Source organism: Flagellimonas pelagia (assembly GCF_003584135.1).
In the GTDB taxonomy this organism is placed as follows: Bacteria; Bacteroidota; Bacteroidia; order Flavobacteriales; family Flavobacteriaceae; genus Flagellimonas; species Flagellimonas pelagia.
In genome coordinates, this window is record NZ_QXFI01000026.1 from 312,126 (window position 1) to 328,627 (window position 16,502).

Consider the following 16,502-nt stretch of genomic DNA (forward strand, 5'->3'; position numbering starts at 1 on the left):
ATTTATTTAAAGATGTAACCCCATTAAAAAAGAGGGTATAAATGTTAAAAAACACGTTTTTTGACCACTACCCCCTGCTTTTTGTCGATTTTTTCTGTTCCAGTCTGTTTTTTTTGCTCACCTTTGACACAGAAACATCAAAAAACATCAAAAATGATAGTTGGGGTACCAAAAGAAATCAAGAACAATGAAAACCGGGTTGGGATGACACCAGCAGGGGTTTTTGAATTGGTAAAGAACAACCACACCGTGTATGTGCAGTCCGGAGCTGGAGAAGGCAGTGGCTTTTTCAATCAGGATTACCAGAAGGCTGGGGCCACTATTTTGGATACTATTGGGCAGGTATACGCCATGAGCGATATGATCGTGAAGGTTAAGGAACCCATTGCCCAGGAATATGATTTGATTCAGAAAGGCCAGATTCTGTTCACCTACTTTCATTTTGCATCCAGCGAAGCATTGACCAAGGCCATGATCAAAAGCAAGGCGGTGTGCATCGCTTATGAAACGGTAGAGGATGAAGATGGGACCTTACCACTCTTGACCCCTATGTCCGAAGTGGCTGGAAGGATGGCCATTCAACAAGGAGCTAAATTTTTGGAGAAACCCGTAAAAGGCAGGGGCGTGCTTTTGGGAGGTGTTCCCGGAGTGGCGCCAGGCCGTGTTCTTGTTTTGGGAGCCGGTACCGTAGGCATCCAAGCTGCTAAAATGGCAGCGGGACTGGGAGCCCATGTAACCATTATGGACGTGAACATGAAAAGGCTTCGTCAAGTGAACGATATCATGCCCAGCCATGTGGTGACCGAATTTTCCAATGAGTTCAATATCAGAAAACATATACAGACCCACGACCTTATTATTGGTGGCGTTCTATTAAAAGGGGCAAAGGCCCCCAACTTGATCACTAGGGACATGCTCAAGGACATGCGCCCCGGAACGGTAATCGTAGACGTTGCCGTGGATCAGGGAGGATGCGTAGAAACCACCAAACCAACAACCCATGAGGACCCGACCTATATTATAGACGATGTGGTCCATTACTGTGTAGCCAATATGCCAGGGGCAGTGCCTTATACTTCTACTGTTGCCTTGACGAATGTAACACTGCCCTATGTGCTAAAATTGGCAAATATGGGATGGCGTAGTGCCTGCAAGTTGGACAAATCCCTTTCCATGGGACTTAATATTGTTGAGGGTGAAGTGGTCTATAAAGAAATAGCCGAAACCTTCCATTTGGAAGAGCCAGTATTGGTATAACTTACATTTTGTCAGTATATCGACCCTGCCATTATTTGGCGGGGTTTTTGCTTTATAGTAGTATATTTACTAAAAGCAAAAAACAGAATAAGCTATGATGACATATTATATATTGATCGGCGCGATAGCCCTGGTCAGCTGGTTGGTAAGCAACCAATTGAAGAGTAAGTTCAAAAAATATTCCCAGGTGCATTTGCGCAATGGGATGAGTGGCGCAGAGATTGCCCAGAAAATGTTGGATGATCATGGTATTCGTGATGTGAAGGTGATTTCCACCCCTGGAATGTTGACGGACCACTATAATCCCAAAAACAAAACGGTAAACTTGAGTGAAGGCGTTTACAGCCAACGTAATGCTGCCGCCGCTGCGGTAGCGGCCCACGAGTGTGGTCACGCCGTACAACATGCCCAAGCCTATGAGTGGTTGTCCATGCGATCCAAATTGGTGCCTGTGGTGAGTGTCACCTCGGGAATGTCCACATGGATCGTGTTCGGAGGTATTGCCCTTATGGCAGCTACCGGGGTTACCGGAGGAATCGGTTTTACGATAGCCGTGATTGGTTTGATTATGATGGGATTTGCGACCCTGTTCAGTTTTATAACCCTACCAGTGGAGTACGATGCCAGTAAAAGGGCATTGGTGTGGTTGAAACAAAAGCATATGGTGAGTCAAGAAGAATATGCCGGTGCAGAGGATGCCCTCAAATGGGCAGCAAGAACCTATTTGGTTGCTGCTGTAGGTGCTTTGGCTTCCCTGCTTTACTGGGGCCTTCAGGTTTTTGGTGGAAGGGACTAAAGAAAGAAGATATCAATAAAAAAGGGGCCATTTGGCCCCTTTTATTTTTTTTTGCTTTTGGATGATTTATTCAATCCAATTGGCTACTTGGTTATCGATCATTTGAAGACCCACACCTTCGGTTCCGGTTACGGCGATCATATCCAGAATATCACGGATAGTGTTTTCTTCCTCCACTTGCTCCATTACGAACCAATCCAAGAAACGTTCCGTGGCAATATCACCCAGTTCGCGGGCTTTTTTCACAATATTATGGATGGATTTGGTCACCTTTACTTCGTGTTCCAAAGTATTTTCAAACACATCCACAATAGAGGAATAGTCGTGGTTGATATTGGTCACCTCAGGTGAAATGGGACTTCCACCGGTATCCACCAAAAAATTAAAGATCTTCATCATGTGCTCCCTTTCTTCCTCAGCTTGTTTGAAGAAAAACTTGGCACTGGTAAAAAACCCATTTTGCTCGCACCAAGATGCCATGGCCAAATAGGTGGCAGAGGCATGGGCTTCCATTTTGATCTGGCCATTGAGTAGGTCCATGGACTCCACTTTAATGCTCATGCTTTGTCTTGCTATGTCTTTCATATGAATAGGTTTTTAGTGAGTTGCAATGTTAAAATTACGAATTTTTAACTGCATTACTGCCGAAACCCCTTGATTTAAGGGTAATTTATGATGAAAAAAAGGAAGGGCTTAGACTTCAACGGCTTCGGTAGCAACCGAGAGCCCTAGGGCTACAAATCCATGCTCCACTAGGTTCTTAAGGTCGATGACCTCCATAGTGTTCAAAATAAAAAGATGCTCTTTGTTGCACAGCAATAAAACTTCGAAGCCATGCTTGTTGAGGTCACAATCAAAATGGGATTCCAGGGAGATAGACATGACTTTATGCCTTAGGGATAAAAGTTGGCATAGGGACATGCGGATGGTCTTCTGCCCAAGATCAAGATAAAAGGCCCGCTCTCGCACCGCCTGCTGTAAAGAATAATATTTGGACCGATAGATTTCAACCATGGGCCAAATTTAATCTTTATTTAGATTGAATCAAAATATCAAATCTGAATTTGTCGATCAATTTGTTGGTTCAAGGAAATAAAGGTCTCCGTGCGGGATACCCCTTCAATCTGTTGGATCTTTTTGTTCAGGACCTGCATAAGGTGTTCATTGTCGCGGCACAATACCTTGATGAGGATGGACCAGTTTCCAGTGGTGTAGTGGCATTCCAAAACTTCCGGTATTTTTTCCAATTCCTTTACCGCTCTGGGGTTGGACATGGCCTTGTCCAAAAAGATACCGATGTATGCCATGGTGGTATAGCCCAAAACCCTTGGATTGATGATGAACTTGGAGCCTGCCAAAAGCCCGGAGCTTTCCAGTTTGCGGAGTCTTTGGTGAATAGCGGCCCCGGATATCCCAATGTTTCTCGCGATTTCTAAAATAGGTTTACGGGCATCTTCCATGAGGTATCTTAGGATTTTTTTGTCGATACCATCAATCTTTAAAGAATTGTTATTGTTTTTCACCAGTCTGATTTTAATTTGAAGCCAAAGGTATGCAAATTCAATTAAAACCTAACCAGCTACGGAGTCTGGGTTATAGCCCAGATAGGGCACTTGATATTCCTTAAAGTGGATGCCGTATGTTTTTAATTCGGATAAAATCGGTGCATATACCTCTTTGCGAATAGGAATTTGGACACCTGGTGTTGTGATTTTACCGTTCAGGATTTGCAACGTTGCCATGGCCACGGGAAGCCCAACGGTCTTCGACATGGCTGTGTAGGTCCTATTCTCTCCAATGACCACCATATTGGCATCGATTTGTTTCTTTTCACCGTTCAATTCGTAACCAAACTTATGGTACATCACGATCATATCCTTTTCATCTTCCTGAAGGGTCCAGCTTTGTTCCAAAATATATTGGAGCATTTGTGCTGGGGAGGCATTTTTCAAAGGTATTTTCCGCTTGTGATCAAAAAGATTCAGTTCTAATAATTTGCCCCACATGATATCGTCCTGATCTATTTTGAGGTAATGTCGCAGTTTCAATTCCACGGAATCGGTGGGCGAATAGGGTAGAAAAAGATTCACATATTCGCGGAAGGACATGCCTTCTGAATTCTCAATAGTGTAACTGTCATCCGTCATTCCCAAGATCACGAACATCTGCCATGCTTTGGAAAATCCAACTCTACGGATGGTTCCCCGATACAGTGTCAACACATTTTGAAGTCCATAAGCCTCTCGATAATCCAAGGAATCCCTGTTGGCATAGGCTTCAAAAGTGCCGTAGCCTTCGATGTCCAGAAATTCGGTCCTTCTAAACAGTTTTTGATAGGGAATGTATTTGTAGGTACCCTCCTGAATAAATTTTGCAGCTCCTCCTTGTCCTGCCAAAACCACATTGCGGGGATTCCAAGTGAATTTGTAATGCCATAGGTTGGTGTCGCTTGCAGGGGCCACCAATCCCCCGGTGAACGATTCGAATAATAACATTTTGCCTCCAGCTTCTGTAATGCGATCAATGATTTCCATAGCACTCATATGGTCAATGCCGGGATCAAGACCTATTTCGTTCATGAACACCAGTCCATTTTTCTTGACCTGTTCATCCAAAGCCTTTAGTTCTTTGCTGATGTAGGAAGCTGTGATCAGGTGTTTTTTTAAGAGAAGGCAATCTTCGGCAACTTTTATATGAAGACTAGCTGGCAACATGGAAACCACTATGGATGCACTTTCCACAGCTTTTTTTCGGGCCTCATCGTTAAAAATGTCCAAAGCGAACACAGTACAGTTGGGGTGATTGGCAAATTCCGAAGGAATAAGTTCCGGCTTCAGATCACCAATGAGTATCTGAAGGTTTTCTTCCTTGGATTTTTTTAAAAGATAATCCAAAAGATAGGAGGTCGATTTGCCTGCCCCAATGACCAAAATAGTTCGGACCATAGGTTTTGCGTAATTTTGAAGTTGTAAGATACTAAGGTATCAAATTGTTATATTTTTAAAAATATTACCTGTTAAAGTTATGAACAGAACAATTTTGTCTACTGCGGTTTTTATGGGGCTTTTGGCCATCATTCTTGGTGCTTTTGGAGCCCATGGATTGCAGAAATTGGTTGATGCTAGGGCCATTGAAACCTTCGAGACGGGGGTACGATACCAGATGTACAATGCCTTGTTCCTACTTTTTTTGGGACTTTGGACTGGACTCGCCAATAGTTATAAAAAACGCGTTTTTGTTTTGGTGCTCATCGGGGTAATCTTGTTTTCCTTTTCAATCTACCTGCTGGCATTGAACAGTTTAATCGCTTTTGACTTTAAAAGAATCGGATTTTTAACACCGTTGGGAGGTGTTTTCATGATCTTGGGGTGGTCTTATTTAGGTTGTCAGATATTAAAATCTAGAACAGATTAACCTAAATTTAATTTCTTCTTTTTGTAGTGTAATATCCAAAGACCCAACCTTCTTTGCCATTGAAATTAATTTTATACCATCGGTCGGTAACATCATTTATTTTTTCCAACGATTCTCCTTGGGCCAAAATATAGCAAATATCTCCCTTCTGAACCTGAAATAGGACATCACCATTTGAATTAGGGTCTTTTCTTACATTGGCCAATCCGGTCTTTATCCCTAGTTTGTTGGATGAAAGATTTTCAAATGAATCAAGTTCTTCAATATAGAAAGCCTCGGCTCCATCTGAATTTTCGTAAAGCGCTTTAGTGACGTTTTCAATTAATTTTGATTTTTTGAAATTGGGATTGGCAAGGATATTTTCCAATAGCACGGATTTCTTTTCGCTTGACTCTTCCATTGCTCTCCAATATAAGATACCCAATTTTATGTCTACTTCATCTTGTATGGCATCGATATTACCCTGAATCCAACCATTTCTCTCTTTTTTTATACTGGTAATTTGATGCCATTCTTTGTGTTCTTCATCATCAAAAATTACGACCATATCCATTGGTTTTAATTTAACCCCTTCGAATGTCATAATATCTGGTCTTTTATAAAGTTCTGTTTCCTTTTCAATAATAGCCAGTTCCCCATCCAAAGCAAACAAATTGCCATATACCCAACCCTCACTTCCATCGGAAAGCCTAATTTTTAGATATTCCTTGCCATCATCGGTATTTTCTTTTTCATTCAGAAATTCAACGGTTTCTCCGAAGTAAATTGTAGTGATATATTTTGCGTCTTCCATTCCAGGTTTATCTCGCAATCCCACCTTTGGCCATAAGCAAATGGCTGAGATGGATTCATCGGGTAGATTACTTTGTCTAGAATCACCTGATTCGGCAATTTTGGAATTATTGGTTTGTGTAGTTTTCTTTTCTGATTTGGAATTACAACTTAAGGTAAAAAAAAGTATGCAACAGAAAAAGCTAAGACGTTTTATCATTTGTGTATAAGAATAATTTTAGAAGTGAAAAATATTGGAAACATCCAGAAGTTGATTATCCCAATTGATGAATGAGTATTTTGAATTGACGAAAGTGACTAGAACAAATTCAATAGCTGATATTGAACAGCTTTACCTCATTTTGGTTTTATATCATTGGATTTTTAACACCGTTGGGAGGTGTTTTCATAATCTTGGGTTGGTTTTTTTTAGGATATTACATTTTGACCAAAAAACCACTCAATTGACCTTTAAATCCTGTACGAAAACGTTATAATTTTCTAGTTTTGTACCAATATTAAAACATAAACATGAAGGATTCTGCCCAAGCTTCGAAAACGATTTCGTTAAAATCCTATGGGATACAGCATGACAACATCAATTACCAACTTTCGCCAGACGAGTTGCATGATATCACTATAGAAAAAAGAATGGGGAAAGAGGTGTCTTCCGGTGCATTGGCGGTGAATACTGGCGAGTTTACAGGAAGATCTCCCATGGACCGTTTTATTGTGAAGGATGCCATTACCGAGGATAAGGTCTGGTGGGGAAACATCAACATCCCTTTTGACAGCGAGAAGTTTGACCGGCTTTACAACAAGGTCATTGACTACTTAAACACAAAGGAGCTTTATGTAAGGGATTCGTATGCCTGTGCCGACCCCGATTACAAGTTGAACATTCGGGTCATCAACGAGTATCCGTGGTCCAACATGTTTGCATACAATATGTTCCTTCGACCCACTGAAGACGAACTTGAGCATTTTGAGCCGGAGTGGACGGTAGTGAACGCTCCCGGTTTTAAAGCAGATGCAGCGGTGGATGGTACCCGTCAACATAACTTTGCCATCTTGAATTTTTCAAGAAAGATTGCTTTGATAGGCGGAACAGGCTATACCGGTGAAATCAAGAAAGGTATTTTTTCTGCCCTTAACTTTATCTTGCCCGTTTATAAAAACACCCTGCCCATGCATTGCTCCGCTAATGTTGGGAATGACGGAGACACGGCTATTTTCTTTGGACTTTCTGGAACAGGTAAGACCACCTTGTCCACAGACCCCAACCGAAAGTTGATCGGGGATGATGAGCATGGCTGGACACCTGATAATACCGTATTCAACTTTGAGGGGGGGTGCTATGCCAAGGTCATCGATCTTTGCCATGAGAACGAACCGGAAATTTATGGGGCCATTAAAAAAGGGGCTATCCTTGAAAACGTGATTATGGACGGAAATGGGGTGGTCGATTTTTCTGATACTTCCATCACCCAAAATACCAGGGTGAGCTATCCTATTGACCATATTGAAAATATCCAGGTACCTTCCATTGGCAAAAATGTGAAGAACATTTTCTTCCTTACGGCAGATGCCTTTGGGGTATTACCTCCTATCTCCAAACTGACCCCGGCACAGGCGGCCTACCATTTTATATCGGGCTATACGGCAAAAGTGGCCGGTACCGAAGCGGGGGTAGTGGAACCACAACCTTCTTTTTCGGCTTGTTTTGGGGCACCGTTCATGCCTTTACACCCTACCAAATATGCTGAAATGTTGAGCAAAAAAATGATTGAATCCGGTGTGGACGTGTGGTTGGTGAACACAGGATGGACAGGAGGCCCATATGGTGTGGGTACCCGCATGAAATTAAAGTATACTCGTGCCATGATCAGTGCCGCGTTAAGTGGGGAACTAGGGCTTTACAGTTATGACAAATACCATATCCATTCCGTTTTTGGGGTGGCACAGCCCAGGGAATGTCCAGGTGTTCCCAAAGAAGTGTTGAGTCCCAGGACTACATGGAACAACGATGAGGCTTACTATACAACAGCCTTTAAACTGACGAACGCGTTTCGGGAGAATTTTAAAAAATTCGAGGCTTATGCCAGTGAGGAAATCCGGCGGGGAGGCCCACAACGATATGCTTTTTAAACAAGACGCCCCCGCATTGCGGGGGCGTTCATTTTTTTTTACAGTAAGTTTTTTTACTTGTTCACACTGGTGATGTACTTCTGCAGGGCCATAGTCATGGAGGGTGTCTCCGGTGTTGGCGCCTGAATGTCGATCCTAAGTCCCGCTTCTGTTGCTGCTTTTACAGTACTGTTGCCAAAAACGGCAATACGTGTATTGTTCTGTTCAAAATTCGGGAAGTTCTTCAAAAGGGATTCGATTCCGGAAGGACTGAAGAATACCAGAATGTCATAGTAAACATCTCTAAGATCGGACAGATCACTGATCACTGTCTTGTAGAAAATACCTCGTTTCCAGTCTACGCCAAGCTCATTCAAGGCTTCTGGCACGGCAGGTTTCAATTGATCGGATGATGGTAGAAGAAATTTTTCGTCCTTGTACTTTTTCATCAAAGGAATCAATTCATTGAAAGTCCTTTTGCCCACATAGATCTTTCGTTTTCTGTACACTACATATTTTTGCAGGTAGTAGGCCACGGCCTCCGACTGGCAAAAATATTTCATGGTGTCCGGAACCTTAAAGCGCATCTCCTCGGCAATCCTGAAAAAGTGATCAACAGAGTTTCTGCTGGTCAGGATGATTGCCGTAAAATTGTTCAAATCAATTTTTTGCTGCCTAACATTTTTGGCTTCAACCCCCTCCACGTGAATGAATGGCCTAAAATCCACTTTTACCTTTTCTTTCTCGATCAATCTGGAGTAGGGGGAATTTTCGACTTTGGGTTCTGGTTGGGAAACCAAAATTGTTTTTACTTTCATAAGCTTTTTAAACTTTTAGATAGCTTCCAATTAACACCAAGGGCGCAATTTCGAGTGCGCAAAGGTACAAAATAAAATACACAAAATACGGAAACATAGCTTTTTGATGGTTCTTCAACAGCTTTATCGTACCAATGCCGTTTATTAATATTATTAAGGCAATTGCGCCATATATGGTTGCTTTTGAGTCGATTAAAACATATATCAATAAAATATTGGCTAGCGCAATGATAATGCTACTGTAGTTGAGGTAAGAAGTTTTACTGAAAATGATACCCAATATGAATTCTTGGTTGTTGAACACATATCCGGTAAAGGATTGGAGCAACAATTTTGCAAATTCAAAAAGTGCCAAACCCCCTAAAACAATCAAAAAAGTAAATACAGGATCTCCTTGGGGCATTACATCAAATGCTCGTAGCGCCAAAAAAATGAAGAGTGAAAGATTGAGCAATTGGAAAGTGGACATCAAGATATGGAACCAATTCAAAAGAGGACCTTTTTTGCTATTAAGTAGCACATATTTATCATTGAACGGAAGAATGATGAAATTCAGGAATTTTGAACTGTACCAGTATTTTCCAATGGCCAAGAGCACCAAACTTGAGAACAACACCAAGGTCATCCAATCCAAGGAAACGATGCTTTTTTCAATTGGGTTCATTCGCGAATCTTGAAGGGTTGTCCGTTCAGACCGGGAGGAAGTCCATTTTCAGAAATCCCTATTCTAAAATACACCGGATTTTCCATTTTCGTCAATGGTAGTTCAAAAGAATAGTAAAGGGTATCCTTGGATTTTAGCAGTGCCCCTTGAAATTCTTCAGCTTTTACCTTTAAGGGAAGCATTTGTTCTACCTGTTTATAAGCGTTGGAATAGGAAATGGTATATTTTAACTGTTCCAAGGGAATATCGAAGGGATAGGGATTATAAACCTTTAAGCCATATGCTGTACCTGTTTCCGATTTATCGACAAAGCATTTTATGTTTCTATATGATTGAAAGTTTTCTATAAAAGTACCGTGAAATATTGTGCTATCCAGGTGCATGTACGAGATGTCACCGCTATTTCGGTATTTGGTCACATACAAGACTTTTTTACCTCTTACTTTTTCTTCGGATCCATCAATGGAATATTGGTTTTTCCGATACATGAAATTATTTAATGAAATGGCAGGTATTCCCGAGTAAAACTCATACATGGGAGCACGGCGATACGAATTTTCAAAAACTACCGGAACATCACCGGCCTTTTCGTGCAGTTCATTTACCCATTCCTTGTTGCCATGGGTTTCATAGAGGACGGGGAATAGTGGTTGATAGACCAACCAGACTCGGGCATAGAGCAACAAAATCAAGCTAAAGAGACCTATTCGGTACATCCATTTTCTGCTTTTGGCGTTGTCCAACATATAATTAAAGGCAATCACAACCAACGGGATGGTTATCGCAATGGCCCATTGGGCCTGTACCCTTCTGTTGAAACTTGAAATGAAAAAGAAAATTATAATTCCATAAACCAAATAGACCAATGCCTTTGAAAATTTATCAGTGGTCCTAAACTTGAACAAGGCGCCATAGACCCAATAGAACAATAGGCCTATGATGACAATCAAATTCAGGAAATACCCCAACGTAAAACCGTCAAAGGAATAGGCTTGGTTGGGACGTTCATACAAATGAAAGGTGATGGATACAAAATCGTTCTGATAAAGCCAAACAAAATGTGGAATGTAGCAAACCAACGCCAACACCACTGCCAACCACGCTTTTTTGTTGGCAATCAATTTTATATTGGAAAGAAAAACGAACAAAATAACCAGAACAGCGTGGTACTTGCTGTACATCAAGGCGGCCATTACAAGGCCTAAAAGCAAAGTGGTCGGTAGTGATGTATCCTTCAAAAAGCGTTTGTACAACCAGAGGAACAATGCTGTAAAGAATAAAAGAGGGGTATCCGGCAAGGTGAGGAACCCGTAGGCGTTCATCAAGGTAAAGGAGAATACCAACAGAAAGAAATGCACCACATAATCCTTTTTCTTTGGATTGTCGATAAGGTCCCATAAAATGACATAAGTGCCCACGGAAAGTACACAGCTCATAAAACGGACACCAAGTTCCCCATCAAAAAGAAAACTGCTGAGCTTGATCAAAAAAGCCACCATCGGGGGATGATCGAAATAACCCCAAGCCATATTTTGTGCATAGTACCAGTAATAGGCCTCATCATAGATGAGTTCCGTAACCGAAGCCTGGATAAGGTTCAACACAAAAAGGATGGCCAACAGAACAAGAAAAAGTTTGGGAAACTTTTGAGACATCAAACGGATTTTTAAGGACCAAAGTTACAAATATTGGCCAAGTTGAAAACGCCGATAGAAGCAGAGGTTTGCGAGGGCAAGATAGAAAAGCGTATTTTTGCCAATCTAATCGAATGTGCATGGCAGACGGCTTGGTGATCATACCCACTTTCAATGAAATTGAGAACATTGAGGCCATTGTGAAAACGGTTTTCGACCTCAAGAAGGATTTTCATGTTCTTGTTGTGGACGATAACTCTCCAGATGGTACTGCAGCATGTGTCAGGAATCTTCAGGAGCAATTTCCCGATCAATTGTTTTTGGAGGTCCGTAAAGAAAAATCAGGATTGGGTACCGCCTATATCCATGGTTTTAAATGGGCCTTGGAGCGGGGGTACGAATATATTTTTGAAATGGATGCCGATTTTTCCCATCGCCCTGCCGACCTTTCCCGTTTGCATCGGGCCTGTGTGAATGGTGCTGATGTGGCTGTGGGCTCACGTTATAAAAAAGGGGTGAATGTAGTAAACTGGCCTTTGGCAAGGATTCTACTTTCTTATGGAGCCTCATTTTATGTGAAGTTCATTACGGGCATGAAAGTGCACGATCCCACCGCAGGGTTTGTATGCTACAGGAGAAACGTATTGGAGAACATCAATCTGGACAATGTCCGTTTCATCGGCTATGCTTTTCAAATAGAGATGAAGTATAGGGCCTACCTGAAAAAATTCAAGATAGAAGAGGTATCCATTATCTTTACGGATAGGATCAACGGAAAATCAAAAATGAACTCGGCAATCATCAGGGAAGCCATATTTGGTGTAATAGCCATGAAATTTAGGAGCATATTCTTTAAAAAGAACTTTTAGCCATGTCAAAAATACTGTTGAAAAATGCCAAGGTCGTCAACGAAAACAGCATTTTTGAAACCGATGTGTTGTTGGAAGGAGATTTCATTTCCCGAATAGATCGGGACATTACCGATTCCCATGCAAAGGTGATTGACCTGAATGGAGACCTATTGTTGCCCGGTATTATAGACGATCAGGTGCATTTTAGGGAACCAGGGCTTACACACAAAGGCACCATAGCCACAGAAAGTAGGGCCGCCATCGCAGGTGGGATCACCACTTTTATGGAGCAGCCCAACACCAACCCACAGACCACCACCATAGAAAAGTTGGAAGAGAAAATGGCCATTGCCGCCAAGGATTCCTTCGCCAACTATTCCTTTCTTTTTGGGGGGACCAACGACAATCTGGAAGAGTTGAAACGACTGGACAAGAATGCGTGCTCAGGGGTGAAATTGTTTTTGGGATCCTCCACGGGAAATATGCTGGTGGACAACGAAGAGGTACTTGAAAAAATCTTCAGTAATACCGAAATGGTGATTTCCGCACATTGTGAGGATGAAGGTACCATACGTGCCAACTTGGCCAAGTACCAGGAAATGTACGGAGATAATATTCCTATAGAACTGCATCCCATTATCCGTAGTGCGGAAGCCTGTTACCTCTCATCATCCAAGGCGATAGCCTTGGCTAAAAGAACGGGAGCCAGATTACATGTATTTCATGTTTCCACAGGAATTGAAACGGAACTTTTCACCAATGCCATTCCCTTGGAAGAAAAGAAAATTACAGCTGAGGTGTGCATCCATCATCTCTGGTTTTCCGATGAGGATTATGCCGAGAAAGGCACCTTGATCAAATGGAACCCAGCCGTAAAGACCAAAGCGGATAGGGAAAAATTATGGGAAGCACTTTTGGATGACCGCATTGATGTGGTGGCCACCGATCACGCCCCTCATACGTTGGAAGAAAAGGATAATCCCTATACCAAGGCACCATCCGGAGGCCCACTGGTGCAACATGCCCTTTTGGCCATGCTCCAAAAAGAATCCGAAGGAATGATCACTTTGGAAAAAATGGTGGAAAAAATGTGCCACAATCCGGCCAAACTCTTTGATATTGACCGACGCGGATTTATCAGGGAGGGGTGTTACGCGGATTTGGTGCAGGTGAACAGAAATTCCCAAAGCGAGGTTAAAAAAGCCAATATTTTGTATAAATGTGGATGGTCCCCATTTGAAGGTGTTACTTTTGGGTCCAAGGTCGTACGTACTTTTGTGAATGGATTGTTGGCTTATGATGATGGAGTTTTTGCCGTACAGAAAAATGCAAAAAGATTGACTTTTAACCGCTAAGAAATGAGAAGGATTTCAAAAGCTTTTTTGGTTTTGGTTTTGGCCACGGCTTGTGCCGAAAAGGTGATTGAGGAACCGGAAAATCTTATTCCCAAAGAAAAAATGGCCGATATCCTAAATGATTTGGCCATATTGAATGCATCCACGTCAGCGGCCTCAAATAAGTTTGAAGATTCTGGAATCAATATCATGGAGTTTCTGTACAAGAAGTATGGTATAGATAGTATTCAATTTTCACAAAGTGATTTGTATTATGCTTCGGTTCCCTTGGAATACCAATCCATTTACGAGAATGTAGAGGCCAGATTGGAAGAACGGACCAAAATCATGGAAGAACGATCCATGCGGAAGAACGATAGTATTCGTAAGGTCAATGAAGCAAGAAAGGATTCCTTGAATGCCAAGAAGGATAAAAAAGAGGTGGTTCCTAGGGAACCTTGAACTTGTTGCAACAAAAATCGATAGCCCTATCCAAATCTTCGTATTGAAATCCGAGGGTTTCCTTTAATTTGGAATTGTCATAAATCTCATGATAGTAAAGCCCTTTCGCCATATTTTTGGAAAGCCTTCGTCTTTTGCCCAATACATTACTTCGCAGCCAATCCAATCTCCAAAACATCTCCAAGGAGGAATAGGAAAGCTGTTTTGATGGAGGTTCTACTCCCAGTTTTAGGGCTATTTTTTGGAACAATTGTCCATAGGTCCAATTTTGATCCACCAAAATGAACCGCTCGGATTGGATAGCGGATTCCATTAACGATACCATGGCCTTTACCACATCCCCTACTGATACAAAACCGGTACCCCCGGGAATAAAATGTTTTTTGCCTTTGGCCGCGTAGGTAAAAAAAGTACCACTGCCCGATTTCCAAAAACCAGGCCCTATGACAACCCCAGGGTTCACGATGACCACGGACAGTCCTTCCTGAGAGCCACGCCAAACCTCAAGTTCAGCGTTGTATTTTGTAAGGCCGTACACGGATGCACTGGTCTCGTTCCATTCATTCTCTTCTGTGGCCTCGTTGCCCTTAACACTTGGTCCGATGGCGGCAATGGAACTCACATGACAGAGCTTTTCAATCCCATTTTTAAGACAAAGATTCACAATATTGGCCGTTCCTTCCATATTGGTCTTTTCCAATGCTTTAAAATCCTTCGGGTCGAAAGAAATCAATGCCGCACAATGGTAGACCTGATGAATGTCTACAAATGCATTTTCCAACGCACCTAAATTGGTGATATCGCCTACAACCCAATCGATTTGATCCATCAATTGGTTGGATTGCCCCGAATAATACCCAAAAACCTTGGAAACTTTCTGTAACGAATCTTTGGTACGGTAAAGCGACCGGACCTTCTTTCCGCTGTTCACCAAGTGGTAAAGTAGGTGCGAACCTATCAATCCAGTGCCTCCTGTAACCAAAATCATGCTGTAAAAGTACCTATTTGTACCGTAATTATTGAGTCAAGTGCCAAGTTCATTTTATATTTGCAACCATTCAAAAAAACAATCCATGTCTAAGAATTTTGTCCAAGAACTACAATGGAGGGGAATGGTGCATGATGTAATGCCCGGAGCCGAGGAACACCTTATGGAAGAAATGCGTGCCGCTTACGTGGGCATTGATCCCACTGCGGACTCCTTGCACATTGGCCATTTGGTAAGTGTAATGATGTTGAGGCATTTTCAATTGGCGGGTCATAAACCATATGCTTTGGTAGGAGGTGCCACGGGAATGATCGGGGATCCCTCGGGTAAATCGGCTGAACGAAATCTTTTGGATGAAAAAACCTTGAGGCACAACCAAGAAGCGATCAAGTCACAGTTGAGCCGTTTTTTGGATTTTGAAAGCGATGAACCCAATGCCGCCGTTTTGGTGAACAACTATGATTGGATGAAGAATTTTTCCTTCTTGGAATTCATCCGCGATGTGGGAAAACACATTACCGTAAATTATATGATGGCCAAGGACTCCGTGAAAAAAAGACTTTCTGCGGATGCCAAGGAAGGCATGTCCTTTACCGAGTTTACCTATCAGTTGGTTCAGGGGTACGACTTTCTATACTTGTACCAACACCATGACTGTACGCTTCAAATGGGAGGTAGCGACCAATGGGGGAACATTACCACGGGAACGGAACTTATAAGAAGAATCGGTGGAGGAAAGGGATTTGCCCTTACCTGTCCTTTGATTACCAAAGCGGATGGAACCAAATTTGGTAAAACCGAAGGGGGCAATGTGTGGTTGGATGCGGAACGTACCTCTCCCTATAAATTCTATCAGTATTGGTTGAACACTTCCGATGAGGATGCCGAAAAATATATCAAGATCTTTACCTTTTTGACCCAACAGGAGATTGAGGAGTTGGTGGCTGCCCATAAAGAAGCCCCCCACGAGAGGGCATTGCAAAGGAAATTAGCGGAAGAAGTGACCACCATGGTCCATTCCAAAGAAGATTTGGACAATGCCATTAAGGCCAGCGATATCCTTTTTGGAAAGTCAACTTCAGAAGACCTGAAAGGATTGAACGAGAAAACCTTTTTGGATGTTTTTGAAGGAGTTCCCCAAGCTCAAGTTTCAAGGCAAGAACTTCAACCTGGTTTGGATATGATCGGGGCATTGGCCGCCAAGACCAACTTTTTAGGATCCAATGGTGAGGCCAGAAGGGAGTTGAAACAAAATTCCATTTCTGTGAACAAGGAGAAGGTTGGGGAAGATTACTTGATTACCGAAGCGGATTTGATCAACAACAAATTTGTGCTCCTTCAGCGGGGCAAGAAGAATTACTTTGTTCTGGTAGTAGACTAGAGAGG

The 16,502-nt window shown here is 42.2% G+C and carries 17 protein-coding genes; 8 read left to right on the forward strand and 9 right to left on the reverse strand.

The features are described from left to right. Positions 1-153: 153 nt before the first annotated feature. Positions 154-1,257, forward strand: a complete 1,104-nt coding sequence (gene ald / locus D2V05_RS11450; protein WP_119647796.1) for an alanine dehydrogenase — start codon at positions 154-156, stop codon at positions 1,255-1,257. A 94-nt stretch (positions 1,258-1,351) separates the two neighbouring features. Next, complete coding sequence (locus D2V05_RS11455; protein WP_119640393.1) at positions 1,352-2,053, forward strand: zinc metallopeptidase; 702 nt, start codon at positions 1,352-1,354, stop codon at positions 2,051-2,053. A 66-nt stretch (positions 2,054-2,119) separates the two neighbouring features. On the opposite strand, the gene D2V05_RS11460 is transcribed toward D2V05_RS11455, so the two are convergent. From D2V05_RS11460 to D2V05_RS11475, 4 genes are all read right to left on the reverse strand, one after another. Continuing rightward, entirely contained in the window at positions 2,120-2,638 is a 519-nt protein-coding gene (locus D2V05_RS11460) for a ferritin (RefSeq protein ID WP_119640391.1), read from the reverse strand. 108 nt (positions 2,639-2,746) lie between these two features. Then, positions 2,747-3,067: a hypothetical protein gene (locus D2V05_RS11465; protein ID WP_119647797.1), complete on the reverse strand. Its 321-nt coding sequence runs from the start codon at positions 3,065-3,067 to the stop codon at positions 2,747-2,749. Positions 3,068-3,105: 38 nt separating this feature from the next. Further along, the gene (locus D2V05_RS11470) at positions 3,106-3,576 is read right to left on the reverse strand and encodes an Lrp/AsnC ligand binding domain-containing protein (protein ID WP_119640387.1); all 471 of its coding nucleotides are present in this window, start codon (positions 3,574-3,576) and stop codon (positions 3,106-3,108) included. A 48-nt stretch (positions 3,577-3,624) separates the two neighbouring features. Next, complete coding sequence (locus D2V05_RS11475) at positions 3,625-4,998, reverse strand: saccharopine dehydrogenase family protein (RefSeq protein ID WP_119647798.1); 1,374 nt, start codon at positions 4,996-4,998, stop codon at positions 3,625-3,627. Between the two features lie 79 nt (positions 4,999-5,077). Between D2V05_RS11475 and D2V05_RS11480 the strand changes: the two genes are divergently transcribed. Beyond that, positions 5,078-5,467 carry a DUF423 domain-containing protein gene (locus tag D2V05_RS11480; RefSeq protein WP_119647799.1) on the forward strand — a complete coding sequence of 130 codons (390 nt, stop codon included), beginning with the start codon at positions 5,078-5,080 and terminating at the stop codon, positions 5,465-5,467. Positions 5,468-5,474: 7 nt separating this feature from the next. Here D2V05_RS11480 and D2V05_RS11485 read toward each other — a convergent pair whose 3' ends face one another. Further along, complete coding sequence (locus D2V05_RS11485; RefSeq protein WP_119647800.1) at positions 5,475-6,458, reverse strand: SH3 domain-containing protein; 984 nt, start codon at positions 6,456-6,458, stop codon at positions 5,475-5,477. Between the two features lie 311 nt (positions 6,459-6,769). On the opposite strand from D2V05_RS11485, the gene pckA reads away from it, so the two are divergent. Beyond that, positions 6,770-8,386: a phosphoenolpyruvate carboxykinase (ATP) gene (gene pckA, locus D2V05_RS11490; RefSeq protein WP_119647801.1), complete on the forward strand. Its 1,617-nt coding sequence runs from the start codon at positions 6,770-6,772 to the stop codon at positions 8,384-8,386. 53 nt (positions 8,387-8,439) lie between these two features. On the opposite strand, the gene D2V05_RS11495 is transcribed toward pckA, so the two are convergent. Genes D2V05_RS11495 through D2V05_RS11505 form a run of 3 tightly spaced genes read right to left on the reverse strand, consistent with a single transcriptional unit; the run spans position 8,440 to position 11,502 of the window. Then, entirely contained in the window at positions 8,440-9,183 is a 744-nt protein-coding gene (locus tag D2V05_RS11495) for a uroporphyrinogen-III synthase (RefSeq protein ID WP_119647802.1), read from the reverse strand. A 7-nt stretch (positions 9,184-9,190) separates the two neighbouring features. Next, the gene (locus tag D2V05_RS11500; protein ID WP_119647803.1) at positions 9,191-9,847 is read right to left on the reverse strand and encodes a DUF4271 domain-containing protein; all 657 of its coding nucleotides are present in this window, start codon (positions 9,845-9,847) and stop codon (positions 9,191-9,193) included. Further along, entirely contained in the window at positions 9,844-11,502 is a 1,659-nt protein-coding gene (locus D2V05_RS11505) for a glycosyltransferase family 39 protein (RefSeq protein ID WP_119647804.1), read from the reverse strand. Before D2V05_RS11505 ends, D2V05_RS11500 begins: the two co-directional genes overlap by 4 nt. 119 nt (positions 11,503-11,621) lie before the next feature. Here D2V05_RS11505 and D2V05_RS11510 point away from each other — a divergent pair, with 119 nt between their 5' ends. From D2V05_RS11510 to D2V05_RS11520, 3 genes are read left to right on the forward strand one after another with little or no spacing between them, the layout of a single operon-like run. Then, complete coding sequence (locus D2V05_RS11510; RefSeq protein ID WP_119647805.1) at positions 11,622-12,350, forward strand: polyprenol monophosphomannose synthase; 729 nt, start codon at positions 11,622-11,624, stop codon at positions 12,348-12,350. A gap of 2 nt (positions 12,351-12,352) precedes the next feature. Next, positions 12,353-13,687, forward strand: a complete 1,335-nt coding sequence (locus D2V05_RS11515) for a dihydroorotase (RefSeq protein ID WP_119647806.1) — start codon at positions 12,353-12,355, stop codon at positions 13,685-13,687. Positions 13,688-13,690: 3 nt separating this feature from the next. Continuing rightward, on the forward strand, positions 13,691-14,128 hold the full coding sequence (locus D2V05_RS11520; protein ID WP_119647807.1) for a DUF4296 domain-containing protein: 438 nt from the start codon (positions 13,691-13,693) through the stop codon (positions 14,126-14,128). Here the strand turns inward: D2V05_RS11520 and D2V05_RS11525 are convergent. Then, positions 14,115-15,116, reverse strand: a complete 1,002-nt coding sequence (locus tag D2V05_RS11525) for an NAD-dependent epimerase/dehydratase family protein (protein WP_119647808.1) — start codon at positions 15,114-15,116, stop codon at positions 14,115-14,117. The genes D2V05_RS11520 and D2V05_RS11525 overlap by 14 nt on opposite strands. A gap of 85 nt (positions 15,117-15,201) precedes the next feature. On the opposite strand from D2V05_RS11525, the gene tyrS reads away from it, so the two are divergent. Beyond that, the gene (tyrS, locus tag D2V05_RS11530; RefSeq protein WP_119647809.1) at positions 15,202-16,497 is read left to right on the forward strand and encodes a tyrosine--tRNA ligase; all 1,296 of its coding nucleotides are present in this window, start codon (positions 15,202-15,204) and stop codon (positions 16,495-16,497) included. Positions 16,498-16,502: the final 5 nt, after the last annotated feature.

Bases quoted from the DNA above. Each gene is read 5' to 3' on its own strand.
- ald (WP_119647796.1), top strand. From the start codon at position 154: ATGATAGTTGGGGTACCAAAAGAAATCAAGAACAATGAAAACCGGGTT.
- D2V05_RS11455 (WP_119640393.1), top strand. From the start codon at position 1,352: ATGATGACATATTATATATTGATCGGCGCGATAGCCCTGGTCAGCTGG.
- D2V05_RS11460 (WP_119640391.1), bottom strand. From the start codon at position 2,638: ATGAAAGACATAGCAAGACAAAGCATGAGCATTAAAGTGGAGTCCATG.
- D2V05_RS11465 (WP_119647797.1), bottom strand. From the start codon at position 3,067: ATGGTTGAAATCTATCGGTCCAAATATTATTCTTTACAGCAGGCGGTG.
- D2V05_RS11475 (WP_119647798.1), bottom strand. From the start codon at position 4,998: ATGGTCCGAACTATTTTGGTCATTGGGGCAGGCAAATCGACCTCCTAT.
- D2V05_RS11480 (WP_119647799.1), top strand. From the start codon at position 5,078: ATGAACAGAACAATTTTGTCTACTGCGGTTTTTATGGGGCTTTTGGCC.
- D2V05_RS11485 (WP_119647800.1), bottom strand. From the start codon at position 6,458: ATGATAAAACGTCTTAGCTTTTTCTGTTGCATACTTTTTTTTACCTTA.
- pckA (WP_119647801.1), top strand. From the start codon at position 6,770: ATGAAGGATTCTGCCCAAGCTTCGAAAACGATTTCGTTAAAATCCTAT.
- D2V05_RS11495 (WP_119647802.1), bottom strand. From the start codon at position 9,183: ATGAAAGTAAAAACAATTTTGGTTTCCCAACCAGAACCCAAAGTCGAA.
- D2V05_RS11500 (WP_119647803.1), bottom strand. From the start codon at position 9,847: ATGAACCCAATTGAAAAAAGCATCGTTTCCTTGGATTGGATGACCTTG.
- D2V05_RS11505 (WP_119647804.1), bottom strand. From the start codon at position 11,502: ATGTCTCAAAAGTTTCCCAAACTTTTTCTTGTTCTGTTGGCCATCCTT.
- D2V05_RS11510 (WP_119647805.1), top strand. From the start codon at position 11,622: ATGGCAGACGGCTTGGTGATCATACCCACTTTCAATGAAATTGAGAAC.
- D2V05_RS11515 (WP_119647806.1), top strand. From the start codon at position 12,353: ATGTCAAAAATACTGTTGAAAAATGCCAAGGTCGTCAACGAAAACAGC.
- D2V05_RS11520 (WP_119647807.1), top strand. From the start codon at position 13,691: ATGAGAAGGATTTCAAAAGCTTTTTTGGTTTTGGTTTTGGCCACGGCT.
- D2V05_RS11525 (WP_119647808.1), bottom strand. From the start codon at position 15,116: ATGATTTTGGTTACAGGAGGCACTGGATTGATAGGTTCGCACCTACTT.
- tyrS (WP_119647809.1), top strand. From the start codon at position 15,202: ATGTCTAAGAATTTTGTCCAAGAACTACAATGGAGGGGAATGGTGCAT.